Source organism: Pseudomonas sp. 22515 (assembly GCF_052044625.1).
GTDB lineage: Bacteria > Pseudomonadota > Gammaproteobacteria > Pseudomonadales > Pseudomonadaceae > Aquipseudomonas > Aquipseudomonas alloputida.
Genome location: NZ_JBQENN010000005.1, coordinates 63,959 through 78,314, shown reverse-complemented (window position 1 = coordinate 78,314; position 14,356 = coordinate 63,959). Strand labels below are relative to the sequence as shown.

At 63.2% G+C, this 14,356-nt stretch carries 14 protein-coding genes and 1 pseudogene; 2 read left to right on the top strand and 13 right to left on the bottom strand.

What is annotated here, in order from left to right; translation table 11 throughout:
- Window positions 1-4: 4 nt before the first annotated feature.
- The 11 genes from paaE to paaF form a co-directional block, all read right to left on the bottom strand.
- Window positions 5-1,081, bottom strand: coding sequence for a 1,2-phenylacetyl-CoA epoxidase subunit PaaE (gene paaE, locus ACTJJN_RS07070; RefSeq protein ID WP_179052854.1), 1,077 nt, complete (start codon window positions 1,079-1,081; stop codon window positions 5-7).
- A 15-nt stretch (window positions 1,082-1,096) separates the two neighbouring features.
- Window positions 1,097-1,630: a 1,2-phenylacetyl-CoA epoxidase subunit PaaD gene (gene paaD, locus ACTJJN_RS07065; protein WP_161773755.1), complete on the bottom strand. Its 534-nt coding sequence runs from the start codon at window positions 1,628-1,630 to the stop codon at window positions 1,097-1,099.
- Window positions 1,617-2,375 carry a 1,2-phenylacetyl-CoA epoxidase subunit PaaC gene (gene paaC, locus ACTJJN_RS07060; protein WP_004374516.1) on the bottom strand — a complete coding sequence of 253 codons (759 nt, stop codon included), beginning with the start codon at window positions 2,373-2,375 and terminating at the stop codon, window positions 1,617-1,619. The genes paaD and paaC overlap by 14 nt, the downstream gene beginning before the upstream one ends.
- Window positions 2,376-2,383: 8 nt before the next feature.
- Entirely contained in the window at window positions 2,384-2,665 is a 282-nt protein-coding gene (paaB, locus tag ACTJJN_RS07055; RefSeq protein ID WP_004374528.1) for a 1,2-phenylacetyl-CoA epoxidase subunit PaaB, read from the bottom strand.
- A 25-nt stretch (window positions 2,666-2,690) separates the two neighbouring features.
- Window positions 2,691-3,680, bottom strand: coding sequence for a 1,2-phenylacetyl-CoA epoxidase subunit PaaA (paaA, locus tag ACTJJN_RS07050; protein ID WP_004374531.1), 990 nt, complete (start codon window positions 3,678-3,680; stop codon window positions 2,691-2,693).
- Between the two features lie 226 nt (window positions 3,681-3,906).
- Window positions 3,907-5,226, bottom strand: a complete 1,320-nt coding sequence (paaK, locus tag ACTJJN_RS07045) for a phenylacetate--CoA ligase PaaK (protein WP_088513232.1) — start codon at window positions 5,224-5,226, stop codon at window positions 3,907-3,909.
- Window positions 5,227-5,347: 121 nt separating this feature from the next.
- Entirely contained in the window at window positions 5,348-6,568 is a 1,221-nt protein-coding gene (pcaF, locus tag ACTJJN_RS07040; protein ID WP_010954159.1) for a 3-oxoadipyl-CoA thiolase, read from the bottom strand.
- On the bottom strand, window positions 6,561-7,001 hold the full coding sequence (paaI, locus tag ACTJJN_RS07035; RefSeq protein WP_019751540.1) for a hydroxyphenylacetyl-CoA thioesterase PaaI: 441 nt from the start codon (window positions 6,999-7,001) through the stop codon (window positions 6,561-6,563). Before paaI ends, pcaF begins: the two co-directional genes overlap by 8 nt.
- Entirely contained in the window at window positions 6,994-8,511 is a 1,518-nt protein-coding gene (gene paaH / locus ACTJJN_RS07030; protein ID WP_440781148.1) for a 3-hydroxyacyl-CoA dehydrogenase PaaH, read from the bottom strand. The genes paaI and paaH overlap by 8 nt, the downstream gene beginning before the upstream one ends.
- Before the next feature lies 1 nt (window position 8,512).
- The gene (gene paaG / locus ACTJJN_RS07025; protein ID WP_012052297.1) at window positions 8,513-9,304 is read right to left on the bottom strand and encodes a 2-(1,2-epoxy-1,2-dihydrophenyl)acetyl-CoA isomerase PaaG; all 792 of its coding nucleotides are present in this window, start codon (window positions 9,302-9,304) and stop codon (window positions 8,513-8,515) included.
- A 34-nt stretch (window positions 9,305-9,338) separates the two neighbouring features.
- Window positions 9,339-10,112 carry a 2,3-dehydroadipyl-CoA hydratase PaaF gene (gene paaF / locus ACTJJN_RS07020; protein ID WP_019751537.1) on the bottom strand — a complete coding sequence of 258 codons (774 nt, stop codon included), beginning with the start codon at window positions 10,110-10,112 and terminating at the stop codon, window positions 9,339-9,341.
- A gap of 346 nt (window positions 10,113-10,458) precedes the next feature.
- Between paaF and paaY the strand changes: the two genes are divergently transcribed.
- The gene (paaY, locus tag ACTJJN_RS07015) at window positions 10,459-11,058 is read left to right on the top strand and encodes a phenylacetic acid degradation protein PaaY (protein ID WP_004374546.1); all 600 of its coding nucleotides are present in this window, start codon (window positions 10,459-10,461) and stop codon (window positions 11,056-11,058) included.
- Window positions 11,059-11,135: 77 nt separating this feature from the next.
- Window positions 11,136-12,059 carry a phenylacetic acid degradation operon negative regulatory protein PaaX gene (gene paaX, locus ACTJJN_RS07010; RefSeq protein ID WP_185968733.1) on the top strand — a complete coding sequence of 308 codons (924 nt, stop codon included), beginning with the start codon at window positions 11,136-11,138 and terminating at the stop codon, window positions 12,057-12,059.
- 39 nt (window positions 12,060-12,098) lie between these two features.
- Here paaX and ACTJJN_RS07005 read toward each other — a convergent pair.
- Together ACTJJN_RS07005 and fnrC are read right to left on the bottom strand one after the other, a co-directional pair.
- Window positions 12,099-13,336, bottom strand: a pseudogene (locus ACTJJN_RS07005) (MgtC/SapB family protein).
- Window positions 13,321-14,142: a Crp/Fnr family transcriptional regulator FnrC gene (gene fnrC, locus ACTJJN_RS07000; protein ID WP_088513174.1), complete on the bottom strand. Its 822-nt coding sequence runs from the start codon at window positions 14,140-14,142 to the stop codon at window positions 13,321-13,323. The pseudogene ACTJJN_RS07005 and the gene fnrC overlap by 16 nt, the downstream one beginning before the upstream one ends.
- Between the last annotated feature and the right edge of the window lie 214 nt (window positions 14,143-14,356).

The following is a 14,356-nucleotide window of genomic DNA, read 5'->3' as shown; positions in this document are numbered from 1 at the left end:
CGGTCTACAACTGGTCGAAGTCAAGCACCACCCTGTCGCTCACCGGGTAGGTCTGGCACGACAGCACATACCCGGCCGCCACTTCGTAATCTTCGAGGGCATGGTTGCTGTCCATCTCCACTTCGCCCTCGATCACCCGGCACTTGCAGGTGGAGCACACGCCGGCCTTGCACGAGTAGGGCAGCTCGGCGCCAATGGCGTTACCGGCGTCCAGCACGTTCTGGGTGTTGCGCGGCAGGTCGAAGCTCAGTGCCCGGCCGTCGCTGATCACGGTGATATGGCTAAGCGCCGAATCCACCTGACGTGCCGCCTCACGGGCTTCGCGGCGGGCCTCGCTGCCGGCGGCAGCGAACAGCTCGAAGTGAATGCGTTCCTTGGCCATGCCGTTGGCCTGCAGGCTGTCACGCACGGTCTCGGTCATCGCCTGCGGGCCGCAGATGAATGCCGCGTCCAGCCCGGCAACGTCCAGCCAGCGCGAAAACAGCTGGCCGCATTTGTCGGCGTCGATGCGGCCGTTGTACAGGTCAACATCCTGCTGTTCGCGGCTGAACACGAAAATCAGGTTCAAGCGGTCGAGGTAACGGTTTTTCAGGTCTTCGAGCTTGTCGCGGAACAGCGCCCCCGAACTGGAGCGGTTGCCGTACAGCAAGGTGAAACGGCTGTGCGGCTCGCTGGCCAGCGTAGTGGCGATGATCGACAGTATCGGGGTGATGCCGCTGCCGGCGGCCACACCCAGATAGTTGCCCTGGCGAGCCGGGTCCAGCGGCACGAAGAAGCTGCCCGATGGCGGCATTACTTCCAGCTGCTGGCCTTCCTTGAGCACTTCATTGGCAAACGCCGAGAAGCGCCCGCCCGGTACGCGCTTGACGGCCACGCGCAGTTCGCCGTCCTGTACGGCGCTGCAGATGGAGTAGGAGCGGCGGACTTCTTCGTTATCCAGCTGGGTGCGCATGACCAGGTACTGGCCCTGAGTGAAGCGGAACTGGTCCTGCAGGTGCTCGGGCACATCGAAGGCAATCGATACCGCATCACGGGTCTCATTGCGCACTTGCTTGATGGTAAGGCTGTGAAACTGGCTCATGGTGGTCTCCACGGCTCAAATGCATTTGAAATAGTCGAATGGCTCCAGGCACTCGCGGCAGCGGTACAGCGCCTTGCAGGCCGTGGAGCCGAACTGGCTGAGCAATTCGGTATGGGCGCTGCCGCATTGCGGGCAGCACACCTGGGGGGCTTCGCCGAGCAGGCTGCGCTTGCTGGCACTGCCTTGCGGCGGCGCAATGCCATAAGCGCGCAGGCGCTCGCGGCCCAGTTCGCTGATCCAGTCAGTGCTCCAGGCCGGGGTCAGCCGGCGCTCCAGCTCTGGCGCGGTGAAACCGGCCTGTTCCAGCGCCTGGCGGATATCCCCTTCGATGACTTCGGTGGCCGGGCAGCCAGAGTAGGTCGGGGTGACCACCAGGTGCAGGTGGCCGGCGCGCCAATCGACATCGCGCACGATCCCCAGGTCGACCACGCTGACCACCGGCACTTCAGGGTCCATGACTTGGCCCAATACCGCCCAGGCGCGAGCCATGTCGTCGCCTTGCTGTGCCCGCGCGCCGCGGTCGCCGGCAATCAGTTCACCAGGTTGCATCGGGGTAGGCCCTTGGCAGGAACTGCATTTCGGCCAGCAGCAGGCCCAGATGCTCGGTGTGCAGGCCTTTGCGGCCATCCAGGTAGAAGTGGCTGGCGGCCTTGGGCAGCGGCAGTTCGACCGAAGCAAACGTCGCGGTGACCTGCTTCAGCCAGGTGGCGCCGACGGTAGCTGGATCGGCGCCGATACCGCATTCGGCCAGACGGACTTCGTTGTCGCTGCCAGCGGTGAGCTCAACGGTGAAGCGCCACAGTGTCGGGATAGCGGCAAGCATGCGCTGGCGGCTGGCATCGGTACCACCGCCCAGACGTTGTACCCATTCGCTGGACCGGCGCAGGTGGTAGGTGACTTCCTTCAGGGCCTTGGCGGCAATACCGGCGATTCGCGCGTCGCTGGACTCGACCAGCTCCTGCAGCACGGCGAAGTGCCACGCGTCGTAAAGGAACTGCTTGGTCATGGTCACGGCAAAATCACCGTTGGGTTGCTCAACCAGCAGCAGGTTGCGGTAGGCGCGCTCGTCACGGCGGAACGCCAGGGCATCAGCATCTCGGCCATCGTCGAGCAGCTCGGCGGCATACTCCAGCCAGTTGCGGGCCTGACCGACCAGATCGAGACCGACGTTCATCAGGGCCAGCTCTTCCTCGATGGCCGGGGCGCGGCCACACCATTCACAGAGGCGCTGGCCCTGGACCAGGGCGCTGTCGCCGAGCAACAGCAGATAGGGGATAAGGGCTTCTTTATGCATGGCCCACCTCACATGTGTCCGACTTCGTCGGGCAGCTCGTAGAAGCTGGCATGGCGATAGACCTTGTCGTCCGAGGGGGCGAACAGCGGGTCTTTCTCGTCGGGGGAGGAGGCGGTGATCAGCGCCGAAGGCACCACCCACAGGCTCACACCTTCGCTACGGCGGGTGTAGAGCTCGCGGGCGTTCTCGATGGCCATGGCGGCATCGGCGGCGTGCACGCTGCCGACATGCTTGTGGTTAAGGCCGTGCTTGCTGCGCACGAACACTTCGTAGAGGGTCCAGACAGACATTTTCGATCTCCGCATCAATCGCCGCTCAGGCGGCGTTCTTGTTCTGTTGCTTGCGCGCATAGGCCACGGCCGCCTCGCGTACCCAGGCGCCATCCTCGATGGCCTTGCGCCGGGTGGCGACACGTTCCAGGTTGCACGGGCCATTGCCCTTGATCACTTCGTAGAACTCGTCCCACTGGATTTCGCCAAAGTCGTAGTGGCCGCGCTCGGCGTTCCACTTCAGCTCAGGGTCAGGCGCAGTGCAGCCAAGCAATTCCAGCTGCGGCACGGTCTGGTCGATGAAGCGCTGGCGCAGTTCGTCGTTGGTCTGGCGCTTGATCTTCCAGGCCATCGACTGGGCGCTGTTGGGCGAGTGTTCATCGCTCGGGCCGAACATCATCAGCGCCGGCCACCACAGGCGGTTGATGGCGTCCTGAACCATGTCGCGCTGGGCTTGGGTGCCCTGGCGCATCATGGTCAGGAGCATTTCGTAGCCCTGGCGCTGGTGGAAGCTCTCTTCCTTGCAGATACGGATCATCGCGCGGGAGTAGGGGCCGTAAGAGGTGCGCTGCAGCACCACCTGATTGACGATGGCGGCGCCATCCACCAGCCAGCCCACAGCGCCCATGTCGGCCCAGCTGAGGGTGGGGTAGTTGAAGATGCTCGAGTACTTGGCCTTGCCGCTGTGCAGTTTGTCGATCTCTTCGTCGCGGTCAGCCCCCAGGGTTTCCATGGCACTGTACAGGTACAGGCCGTGACCGGCTTCGTCCTGAATCTTGGCCATCAGCTGCAGTTTGCGCTTGAGGCTGGGGGCACGGGTGACCCAGTTGCCTTCGGGCAGCATGCCGACGATTTCCGAGTGGGCGTGCTGGGAGATCTGCCGGATGAGGGTCTGGCGGTAGGCCTCGGGCATCCAGTTCTTGGCTTCGATCTTGATTTCGGCGTCGATCTTTTCCTGGAAGTTGCGTTCCTCGGGGGACATTTCTTCCAGCGTCTTGACGCGCTTGACTCCGGTTTCCACTAGCTGTGCGTACATGTGCTGCGACTCCTGCTAAGGCATGAGTCATTTGTAAGCGATACAAAACACAACGTCAAACACATTTATGTGTATCAAGTAAGATTTGTGTATCGCATTGCCGGCCAAGGGGCTGTTGCAGCCCACTCTCGGCACAAGGCTGCGCCTGCATCAGCGCGTGCCAGAGGGAACGCAGGCAAAAAAAAGGCCCCGGGCAATGCCGGGGCCGAAATGGCAGCCGATTGGGTCAGCTGGCCAACCGTTTGTCGAACACATGGCACGCCTTGCCCTCGGAGCGCTTGAGCGTGCCGCAGGGTTGCAGGTGCACCTGGGTGCTGATGCCGATGTAAGTCTTGATCTGTTTGGTCAACTCCCCGACAACCAACCTGCGCTGGCCTTCGTCAAGGTGCTGGCACTCTGCGCGCAGTTCCACATGCACTTGGACACTGTCCAGGTTTCCATTGCGATACAGATGGATCTCATACAGCTCTGAAAGCTGTTTTATTTTTAGGACCTGTTCCTCGATCTGGGTCGGGAACACGTTGACCCCGCGAATGATCAGCATGTCGTCACTGCGGCCGGTGATCTTGCCGATCCGCCGCATTGGCCGAGCGGTGCCGGGCAGCAGCCGGGTGAGGTCGCGGGTGCGGTAGCGCACCATCGGCAATGCCTCTTTGCTCAGCGAGGTGAATACCAGCTCGCCCAGCTGGCCATCCGGCAGTACCTCGCCGGTGGCAGGGTCGATGATCTCGGGATAGAAGTGGTCTTCCCAGATGGTCGGGCCGTCTTTGGTCTCGATGCACTCCATCGCCACGCCGGGGCCCATGATCTCCGACAGGCCATAGATATCGAGGGCATTGATGCCCAGACGCTGCTCAATTGAACGGCGCAGCTCGTCGGTCCACGGCTCGGCACCAAAAATGCCCAGGCGCAGCTTGAGGTGGTGGGGGTCGATGCCCTGGCGCTCGATTTCATCAGCCAGGTTGAGCATGTAGGACGGGGTGACCATGATGATGTCGGGCTGGAAGTCGCGAATCAGCTGCACCTGCTTTTCGGTCTGGCCACCGGACATGGGGATCACGGTGCAGCCCAGGCGCTCGGCGCCGTAGTGCGCGCCGAGCCCGCCGGTGAACAGCCCGTAGCCGTAGGACACATGCACCTTGTCACCTTTGCGCCCGCCGGCCGCACGAATCGAACGGGCAACCACATTGGCCCAGGTGTCGATATCGTTCTGGGTGTAGCCGACCACCGTCGGCTTGCCGGTGGTGCCACTGGAGGCATGCAGGCGCACCACTTCTTCCTGGGGCACGGCGAACATGCCGTAGGGGTAGTTGTCGCGCAGGTCGTTCTTGCCGGTGAAGGGGAACTTCGCCAGGTCTTCCAGGCACTTGAGGTCATCGGGGTGGGCGCCGCACTCGGCAAAGCGTTGGCGGTACAGCGGCACATTGTCGTAGGCGTGCTTCAGGCTCCAACGCAGACGCTCCAGCTGGTGCTGGCGCAGGGCGTCGACGCTGGCGGTTTCCATCGGGTCCAGCAGGGCACGATCGGCATCATGGTACATGTTCATGGCTTCACTCGAATTGTTCTTGTACGCCGCGCGCCAGCGGTTGCAGGCCACGCGGTGAGTGTCATGGAGGCAGCATATACGGCTGCGTTCAGTTCGGTAACAAGCGCAGGGCCCGAACCGCTCAGAGGCGCTCGATGATCATGGCGATGCCTTGACCTACACCGATGCACATGGTGCACAGGGCGTAGCGGCCGGCCGTTTCTTCAAGCTCGTGCAAGGCAGTGGTCACCAATCGAGCACCGCTCATGCCCAGTGGATGGCCCAGGGCGATGGCGCCGCCGTTGCGGTTGACTCGCGGGTCGTCGTCGGCCAGGCCCAGCTCGCGCAACACGGCCAGCCCTTGGGCGGCAAAGGCCTCATTGAGTTCGATGACATCCAGGTCAGCCAGTGCCAGGCCGGTGAGCGCCAGCACCTTGCGGGTCGCAGGCACCGGACCAATGCCCATCAGCCTGGGCTCAACCCCGGCCACCGCCATGCCGACGATGCGACCGCGGGCCTTCAGCCCATGGCGGCGGGCCGCGGCGCTGCTGGCCAGCAGCAGGGCGCAAGCGCCGTCATTCACGCCGGAGGCATTACCCGCCGTTACGCTGCCGCCTTCACGAAACGGCGTCCCGAGCCGAGCCAGCTGCTCCAGGGTCGTGTCGCCGCGCGGGTGCTCGTCATGCTCGACCACTTTGGCTGGGCCTTTGCGTTGCGGGATTTCGACCGGCACGATTTCCCGCGCCAGGCGGCCGCGGGCCTGAGCTGCTGCGGCTTTGTGCTGGCTGCGCAGGGCAAAGGCATCCTGGTCGGCGCGCGAGATGCCGAACTGTTCGGCCACGTTTTCAGCCGTTTCCGGCATCGAATCGATGCCGTAGGCGGCCTTCATCAGCGGGTTGACGAAACGCCAGCCGATGGTGGTGTCGAACAGCTCGGCCGCACGCCCGAATGCCTGTTCCGACTTACCCATCACAAACGGCGCACGCGACATGGATTCCACACCACCGGCCAGCATGAGCCCCGCTTCACCACAGCGCAGGGCACGTGCCGCATTGCCGATGGCATCCAGGCCGGAACCGCACAGGCGGTTGATCGTGGTCCCTGGTACTTCGAGTGGCAGCCCGGCCAGCAGGCTCGCCATGTGGGCCACGTTGCGGTTGTCCTCGCCGGCCTGGTTGGCGCAGCCGAAGATGACGTCATCAATGGCTTTCCAGTCCAGTTCGGGGTGGCGCTGGATCAAGGCTTTGAGCGGGATGGCCGCCAGGTCGTCGGCGCGCACACTGCTCAGGGCCCCGGCATAGCGGCCAATGGGGGTACGCACGGCGTCGATGATCAAGGCATCGGCGTGGGTCGGTTCATTCATCTTGCGTCTCCTGCGCCAGCACGGTGCCGCGCACTTTGTAGGATTTGCCATGGAACATCGCCACCAGCTCACCGCGCTGGTTGTCGATGCGCACGTCGTACAGGCCGGTGCGGCCTTTGCGGCTGACTTCGCTGGCGTGGGCGGTGAGCACGTCATCGCGCAGCGCCGGGGCCAGGTAGTCGATGGTGCAGCCCAGCGCCACCGTGGCCTGGTCGTAGCTATTGCAGGCGAAGGCGAACGCCGAATCGGCCAACGCGAACAGGAAACCGCCATGGCAGGTGCCATGCCCCTGGATCATGTCGGCACGCACTGGCATGCGCAGGCTGGCCCGGCCTGGGCCGGCATCCAGCAGGCTGATGCCCAGGCCCTGAGTGGCCGGGTCGCGGGCGTACATGGCGTCGGCACAGGCTTGTGCCAGTTCCACTTCAGTCATGCAGGGTGCCTCCTTTGGCTTCACAGCGGCGCAACAACAGGGAAGGGCGGTAGCGGCTCTCGCCGTAGCTGCGCTGCAGGTTGTCGAGCACGCGCAGGGTATGGGCAATACCGATGTTCGCCGCCCAGGCCAGCGGGCCGCAGGGGTAATTGACGCCGGCGCGCATGGCCAGGTCGATGTCGGCGGCGCTGCCGACGCCCTGAAGCACCGCATCGGCGGCCTCGTTGGCGAGCATTGCCACGGTGCGCAGTACCACCAGGCCGGGCAGGTCGGCGACACCGGTCACTTTCAGGCCGGCACGCTGCAGCAAGGCTACGGCTTGGTCGCGGGCGCTGTCAGTGGTATCGGCGGACCAACTGATGGCAAGGCGGGTGGCGCTGCTGTAGTCCAGCGCCAGGTCGAGCAGCACAAGGTTGCGCAGGCCGTCTTCGCGGGCACGCTGGCTGGCCAGGCGGCCATCGGACAGGGCCAGGGTGGCATCGCCCACCTGAATCAAGCCACTACCGGCGCGCTGGGTCACGGCAATGCCGCTTTGGCGCAGGCGCTCGACCAGCGGCTGCATCACCCCCAGGTTGCCCTCGACAACGCAGGCCTCTGCGCCGGCGGAGCTGTGCAGTTCGGCCGGCTGCGGGCGCTCGACGCCTTCGGCATAGCGATAGAAGCCTTGGCCGGACTTGCGCCCCAGGCGACCGGCGTCCACCAGTTCCTTCTGCACCAGCGAAGGCTGGAAGCGGAAATCGCCATAGAAAGCATCGAATACTGAACACGTGACAGCGTAATTGACGTCATGGCCAATCAGGTCGGTCAGTTCGAACGCCCCCATGCGAAAGCCGCCAGCGTCACGCATCAGCGCATCCAGGCTGGCGCAATCGGCGGCACCTTCCTGCATCAGGCGCAGGCTTTCGGCATAGAACGGCCGCGCTACACGGTTGACGATGAAACCCGGTGTAGAGCGCGCATGGACCGGCTGCTTGCCCCAGGCCTGGGCAGTGGCGTAGATGCATGCGGCCACTGCCGGGTCGGTTGCCAGGCCCGACACCACCTCGACAAGCGCCATCAGCGGTGCCGGGTTGAAGAAGTGCATACCCACCACGTGCTGCGGGCGTTCAAGGCCAGCGGCGAGGCTGGTGATGGACAGTGACGAAGTGTTGCTGGCAAGGATACAGTCGGCTGCGCACAGGGTTTCGAGCTGGCTGAACAACGCCTGCTTCACCTGCAGGTTTTCGACGATGGCTTCAATGACCAGGCCGACATCTGCCAAGGCGTCGAGTGTATCGACCGGGCACAGGCGGGCATTGATCGCTTCGCGTTCAGCGGCCAGCAACGTTCCTTTGTCCACCAGCCGGGCCAGTTGGCGATCGATACCCGTCACCGCCTGGGCGGCAGCACCCGGGCGGTTGTCGTAGAGCTTGACGGGGTGGCCGGCCTGGGCCGCAACCTGGGCGATACCGGCGCCCATGGCGCCGGCACCGATCACCGCCACCTGCACATTGCTTGCGAGTGCGGCCATTTCAGCGCCCCTTGAAGGCTGGCGTGCGTTTGTTCATGAAGGCGCTTACGCCTTCGCGGTAGTCCTCGCTGCGCCCGGCCAGGCGCTGCAGGTCGCGCTCCAGCTCCAGCTGCGCCTCAAAACCGTTGTCGAAACTGGCATTGAGGCTGCGCTTGATCAGTGCCAGGCCGTAGGTGGGCTGGGCGGCGAGCTGGCGGGCGAGGGTGAGGGCTTCGTCACGCAGCGCGGCATCATCCACCACGCGGTGGATCAACCCCCATTGCTCGGCCTGTTCGGCGCCAAGGCGCTCGCCCAGCATGGCCAGCGCCTTGGCCCGGGCCATACCGACCAAGCGCGGCAGCAGCCAGGTACCGCCGGAGTCCGGCACCAGGCCGATCTTGCAGAAGGCCTGGATGAAACTGGCCGAGCGGGCGGCCAGCACCAGGTCGCAGGCCAAGGGAATGTTGGCACCGGCACCGGCCGCCACGCCGTTGACCGCACAGATCACCGGCAAAGGCAGGTCGCGCAGGGTGCGTACCAGCGGGTTGTAAAACGTGTCGATCGATTGGCCCAGGTCCGGCATTTCGGCGCCTGGGGCAACGTTGCGGTCGGACAGGTCCTGCCCGGCGCAGAAGCCGCGGCCTTCAGCCGTCAGCAGCAGCACCCGCGCGTCACTGCTTTGGCGCACTTGCTTGAGCGCTTCGCGCACCTCCAGATGCATGGCCGTATTGAAGCTGTTCAGCTGCTCGGGGCGGTTCAATGAAAGGAAGGCAACGCCGTCCTCGATGGAAAACAGGATGTGCTGGAAAGTCATGACAGACTCGCTCCGTCAGTCGAGAGAATGATGATCAGCGCCCCTGGAAACGGGCTTGGCGCTTTTCCTGGAAGGCGCGGATGCCTTCATCGCGGTCGGCGGTGCCAGCCAGCAGGGTGAAGGCATGGCGCTCGAAGCGCAGGCCGCTGGCCAGGTCGGTATCACCGGCCTTCAGTAACGCCTCCTTGGCCAGGCGCACGGCCAGCGGCGCTTTGGCGGCGATGCTGCGGGCAACCTGCATGGCGCGTTCTACGGTGAGTTCGGGCTGGGTGATTTCGCTGACCAGGCCGGCCTGCTGGGCGCGGTGGGCAGTGATGGCTTCCCCCGTCAGCACCATCTGCATGGCCAACGGCTTACCGACGGCACGCAACAGGCGCTGGGTGCCGCCAGCACCGGGGATGATGCCAAGGTTGATTTCCGGCTGGCCGAAACGGGCGTCGGTACCGGCGATGACGATGTCGGCGCACATTGCCAGTTCACAGCCGCCACCCAGGGCATAGCCGTTGACTGCGGCAATCAGCGGTTTGGCGAATGCGGCGATGCTTTGCCAATGCGCTACGCGCGGGTCATTGAGGATGCCGACCAGGTCGCGATCAGCCATCTCGCGGATGTCGGCGCCTGCGGCGAATGCTTTGGCACTGCCGGTAATCACTGCGGCCCGGACATGCTCGTCGTCCCCGGCAGCCTGCAGCGCAGCAGCCAGTTCTGCCAGTAGCTCGGTGCACAGGGCATTCAAGGCCTCGGGCCGTTGCAGGGTAATGAGCTGAACGCCGTGTTCGGGCGCCTGCACATCGATATATCGCGGCATGTCGGGTTCCTCTGGCTGCACGCACGGCACATCGCGTGGCCGGCATTTTTTGGAATTGTTTGCAGGGGCGTAATGCGGGATCACGACCAGGTGAGATCAGTATATGCTCTATGTGATACATCAATGCAAGGTTCAAAACGCATTCGCGTATCTCTTTTTTATTTTCCAGCGGCCAAAGCCGCAGAGCAATGCCTGCAGAAGAATCGGTTCATCTCGTTATTTTCTGGTATTTAAGGCTGGTTTTTGCCTGGCAGAATCAAATCAACACAAGTGATACACGATTGACGACCAAACAGCTTCTGATACAAGATCGAAAGAAATTTCAAATCATTTCAGGAGTGATGCCATGCCTTGCTATCGACTGGACGGCCTGACGCCCGTGGTTCACCCGACAGCCTACGTGCACCCCAGTGCAGTCCTGATCGGCGACGTCATCGTTGGCCCCCGCTGCTACATCGGCCCACTGGCATCGCTCAGGGGCGATTTCGGCCGCATCGTGCTGGAGGAGGGCGCCAACTTGCAGGACACCTGCGTGATGCACGGTTTCCCGGGTGGCGACACCGTAGTAGAGCGTAACGGGCACATCGGCCATGGCGCCGTGCTGCACGGCTGCCGAGTGGGCGAAGACGCGTTGGTCGGTATGAACGCCGTGGTGATGGATGGCGCCCATGTAGCACCACGTTGCATTGTCGCGGCCACTGCCTTCGTCAAGGCAGGCTTCGAATGCGCGGCGCAGAGCCTGGTGATGGGGTCGCCAGCCCAGGTCAAACGCCCACTGACCGATCAGGAGCTGGCCTGGAAACAGCGCGGGACGGCGGAGTACCAGCACCTGGCGCAGCGCTGCATGAACAGCATGGTCGAATGCCCGCCGCTGGCCGAGGCAGAGCCGGGACGCCCGCGCATGGAAGACACCGGGGTCAGGCCCAAGGGCCAGGCGAGCGCATGAGCCTGGCAGCGACACGCAATGGCCAGGCGGCCCGCCGCACAGGTATAGTCGGTGCTTTATCCGCGCACAGTTCGCCCATGAGCACTCTTGCCCCACTGAACCACTTGATCACCCGTTTTCAGGAACAGACGCCGATCCGTGCCAGTTCCCTGATCATCACGTTGTACGGCGATGCCATCGAACCGCACGGCGGTACAGTCTGGCTCGGTAGCCTGATCAACCTGCTGGAACCGATCGGCATCAATGAACGGCTGATTCGCACGTCGATCTTTCGCCTGACCAAAGAAGGTTGGCTCACTGCAGAAAAGGTGGGTCGACGCAGTTATTACAGCCTGACAGGCACTGGCCGTCGGCGTTTCGAAAAGGCCTTCAAGCGCGTCTATAGCCCAAGCCAGCCAGCCTGGGACGGGGCCTGGACGCTGGTGTTGCTGTCGCAACTCGAGGCGGGTAAGCGCAAGGCCGTGCGTGAAGAGCTGGAGTGGCAGGGGTTTGGTGTCATGGCGCCGAACCTGCTGGGTTGCCCACGGGCAGACCGTGCCGACCTGGTGGCCACGTTGCGTGACCTTGAGGCCGGCGACGACAGTATCGTCTTCGACACCCACACCCAAGAGGTGCTCGCGTCCAAGGCGATGCGCGCCCAGGTGCGGGAAAGCTGGCGTATCGACGAACTGGGGCAGCAATACAGCGAGTTTATCCAGCTGTTCAGGCCACTGTGGCAAGGTTTGAAAGAGCAGCCGTTGCTGGAGGCTCAAGATTGCTTCCTGGCACGCACGCTGCTGATTCACGAGTACCGCCGCCTGCTGCTGCGCGACCCGCAACTGCCCGACGAACTGCTGCCAGGGGACTGGGAGGGAAGGGCTGCGCGGCAGTTGTGCCGTAACCTCTACCGACTGGTGTTTGCCAAAGCCGAAGAATGGTTGAATGCAGCACTGGAAACAGCAGATGGCCCATTGCCGGATGTGGGCGAGAGTTTCTACAAACGTTTTGGCGGGTTGGCTTGAGGGTAAGTCACCTACTACCAGCAGGCAGTTCTTGTGTCGCTATAGGAGCAACCCCAACCACATTGCCCCCAGGATGAGCAGTTGCCCTGGAATGAGGTATCGCGAAAAGCTGAAACCTCCGTTGCTCAAGGCCAGAACACATTTGCTTAATGTGTTCCCCGTCAATGCGAGCAACCCCGGTATGACGATTTCATTCGCACTGATTCGTCCGGCAGCGACCAACGAGGCGATCGAGGCCGTGGCCGCATGAGCATCGGCCAGGCCGCCGACGAAAGCCGCGAGATTGACGCCATTGGGGCCCAGAAGCTGAAGCAGAAATGCCGAGAACAAGGCGATGCCGGTTATCGCAGCGGTGATCGCCAGTGCTGTCCAGAGACTGAACGCGCCATCACTCGGATGTGTGGCGGATCCTCCATGAGCAGCACGCCAAGGGGCTAGCAGAAGCACGCCATACACGAGTGTGACCAGTGCCCCCAGCGCAATCGATGACCAGAAAGGGTCGAGCAAGCGACGGTCGACGATGCTCAGCACCAGTGCAAATTGGGTGATGCTGGCGAGATTGGACAATACGGCAGCGCCGGCAAATGGCCTGGCAGCAGCGCCTTGCTGTCTGACGCGGTGCGCAAGCAGGGCAATGGTGGCAGAACTTGAAGCAAAGCCCGATGCGATCGCGCTCAAGGGCAGGCCATAGCGAGGTCCCATCAGGCGCATGACGATGTGTCCTAAAGCACCCACGGCCATCAGCAACACCACCAGGTTACAAATCGTGCGCGGGTTGAGTATGTTGTAGGGGCCTAGAAACTGGTCCGGTTCAGCGGCAGTACCACCAAGGCCACCGTGGACAACATCAGGCCATCGCGCAACTCTTCCTCGCTCAATTGTTGCAGCACGAAATGATGCAGTTCGCGTCGCAGCGCCAACAGCACGGTGAGCACCACGCCCACCGCTGCGGCGAGCTCAGGCTCATGGTGGCTGAGCGCTCCGAGTGTCAGCACCAGCAGCAGGGCAATTTCACTGGTCACTTCAGGGTCTTTATCGGCATGTCTGCGGTAGTGCATGCAGAGCATCAGCACCAGGCCCAGACTCGAAACCGCGACCAGCACCGCACCGGCCAGCAACATGCTGACGTAGCCCAGCAATGCAGTGATGGCGAAGGTCCTGAGTCCGGCGGCCGCGTGGTCTTCGTTACGCCCCTTCTTACGCTCGCGCTCCAGCCCCACCAGCATGCCGATACCCAGCGCCACAGCGCCGTGGCCAACATTCAAGGCGTCGAGCATGGTGCCTTTAGCGGGACCTTGACCTCACATTCCCCGCCACCTTGTTCCAGTGCCATGAGTGCAGGCATATCGAGAATTTCTACCAACCTGCCATGCAGGTCGACGATACCCAGCGCGCGCAGACGGGCGACGGATCGGCACACGGTTTCCAGGCGTAACCCCAGGTACGAAGCCATGTCTTCACGAGACATGCGCAACATGAAGCCATGGGCAGAGTAACCGCGGCTGACGAAGCGTCTGGAGAGCCCCACCAGGAAGCTGGCCAGCCGCTGCTCTGCTGTCAGGTTGCACAGCATCAGCACGCGCCCGTGCTCACGCACGATCTCGCGGCTCATCAAGCGATTAAGGCTCTGCTGCAGCTCCGGAAACTCACGCGCCAGGGTTTGCAAGCGACGATAGGGGACGGGGCAGACTTCGCTGTCTTCCAGGGCAATGGCGTCACAGACATGGTGCTCTGTGGCAATGGCATCGAGGCCGAGTACATCCCCCGGCATCCAGAAGTTGATCACCACGCCTTGCCCCTCGGCGGTGTTCAGGCTGGTCTTGAAACTGCCGCAACGTACGGCATAGAGCATGGTCAGCGGATCGTTGGCATTGAACAGCGCGGCACCCTTGCGAATGCGCATGCGTGGGCCTATCAACGCGCCCAGGCAGCTGTTGTCGTCAACCGGCAGACCCGTGGGGAGGCACAGGCCGCTGACCCGGCAATCCATGCAGTGGTTCACCAGCGGTTTCAGGTGAATAGGGTTTGCCTTGGACAATGCGTTGGGTGAGTCGAGCAGGGTGACCTTCAGCTGGCCAGGCATTTTCAGGCCTCCTTCGCATTTTGGAGGCCGCTTTGGGCCCCTGCGCCATGACGCGCACCGAGCCCGACGGTCACCCCGGTATGGGGCGACCAATCTGCAAGCATGTCACGCGAGTGGGGGGCATTGAGGCGGCTTGTAAGCCGTTCAACAAACCGCTCGGCTTCGGCAGCCGTCCTGAAACCCACCCGCCAGTCATCCATGTGTACCCAACAGC

What these genes read in the sequence shown, in the direction of transcription:
- paaE (WP_179052854.1), bottom strand. Translation starts at nt 1,081, where the DNA reads ATGAGCCAGTTTCACAGCCTTACCATCAAGCAAGTGCGCAATGAGACC.
- paaD (WP_161773755.1), bottom strand. Translation starts at nt 1,630, where the DNA reads ATGCAACCTGGTGAACTGATTGCCGGCGACCGCGGCGCGCGGGCACAG.
- paaC (WP_004374516.1), bottom strand. Translation starts at nt 2,375, where the DNA reads ATGCATAAAGAAGCCCTTATCCCCTATCTGCTGTTGCTCGGCGACAGC.
- paaB (WP_004374528.1), bottom strand. Translation starts at nt 2,665, where the DNA reads ATGTCTGTCTGGACCCTCTACGAAGTGTTCGTGCGCAGCAAGCACGGC.
- paaA (WP_004374531.1), bottom strand. Translation starts at nt 3,680, where the DNA reads ATGTACGCACAGCTAGTGGAAACCGGAGTCAAGCGCGTCAAGACGCTG.
- paaK (WP_088513232.1), bottom strand. Translation starts at nt 5,226, where the DNA reads ATGAACATGTACCATGATGCCGATCGTGCCCTGCTGGACCCGATGGAA.
- pcaF (WP_010954159.1), bottom strand. Translation starts at nt 6,568, where the DNA reads ATGAATGAACCGACCCACGCCGATGCCTTGATCATCGACGCCGTGCGT.
- paaI (WP_019751540.1), bottom strand. Translation starts at nt 7,001, where the DNA reads ATGACTGAAGTGGAACTGGCACAAGCCTGTGCCGACGCCATGTACGCC.
- paaH (WP_440781148.1), bottom strand. Translation starts at nt 8,511, where the DNA reads ATGGCCGCACTCGCAAGCAATGTGCAGGTGGCGGTGATCGGTGCCGGC.
- paaG (WP_012052297.1), bottom strand. Translation starts at nt 9,304, where the DNA reads ATGACTTTCCAGCACATCCTGTTTTCCATCGAGGACGGCGTTGCCTTC.
- paaF (WP_019751537.1), bottom strand. Translation starts at nt 10,112, where the DNA reads ATGCCGCGATATATCGATGTGCAGGCGCCCGAACACGGCGTTCAGCTC.
- paaY (WP_004374546.1), top strand. Translation starts at nt 10,459, where the DNA reads ATGCCTTGCTATCGACTGGACGGCCTGACGCCCGTGGTTCACCCGACA.
- paaX (WP_185968733.1), top strand. Translation starts at nt 11,136, where the DNA reads ATGAGCACTCTTGCCCCACTGAACCACTTGATCACCCGTTTTCAGGAA.
- fnrC (WP_088513174.1), bottom strand. Translation starts at nt 14,142, where the DNA reads ATGCCTGGCCAGCTGAAGGTCACCCTGCTCGACTCACCCAACGCATTG.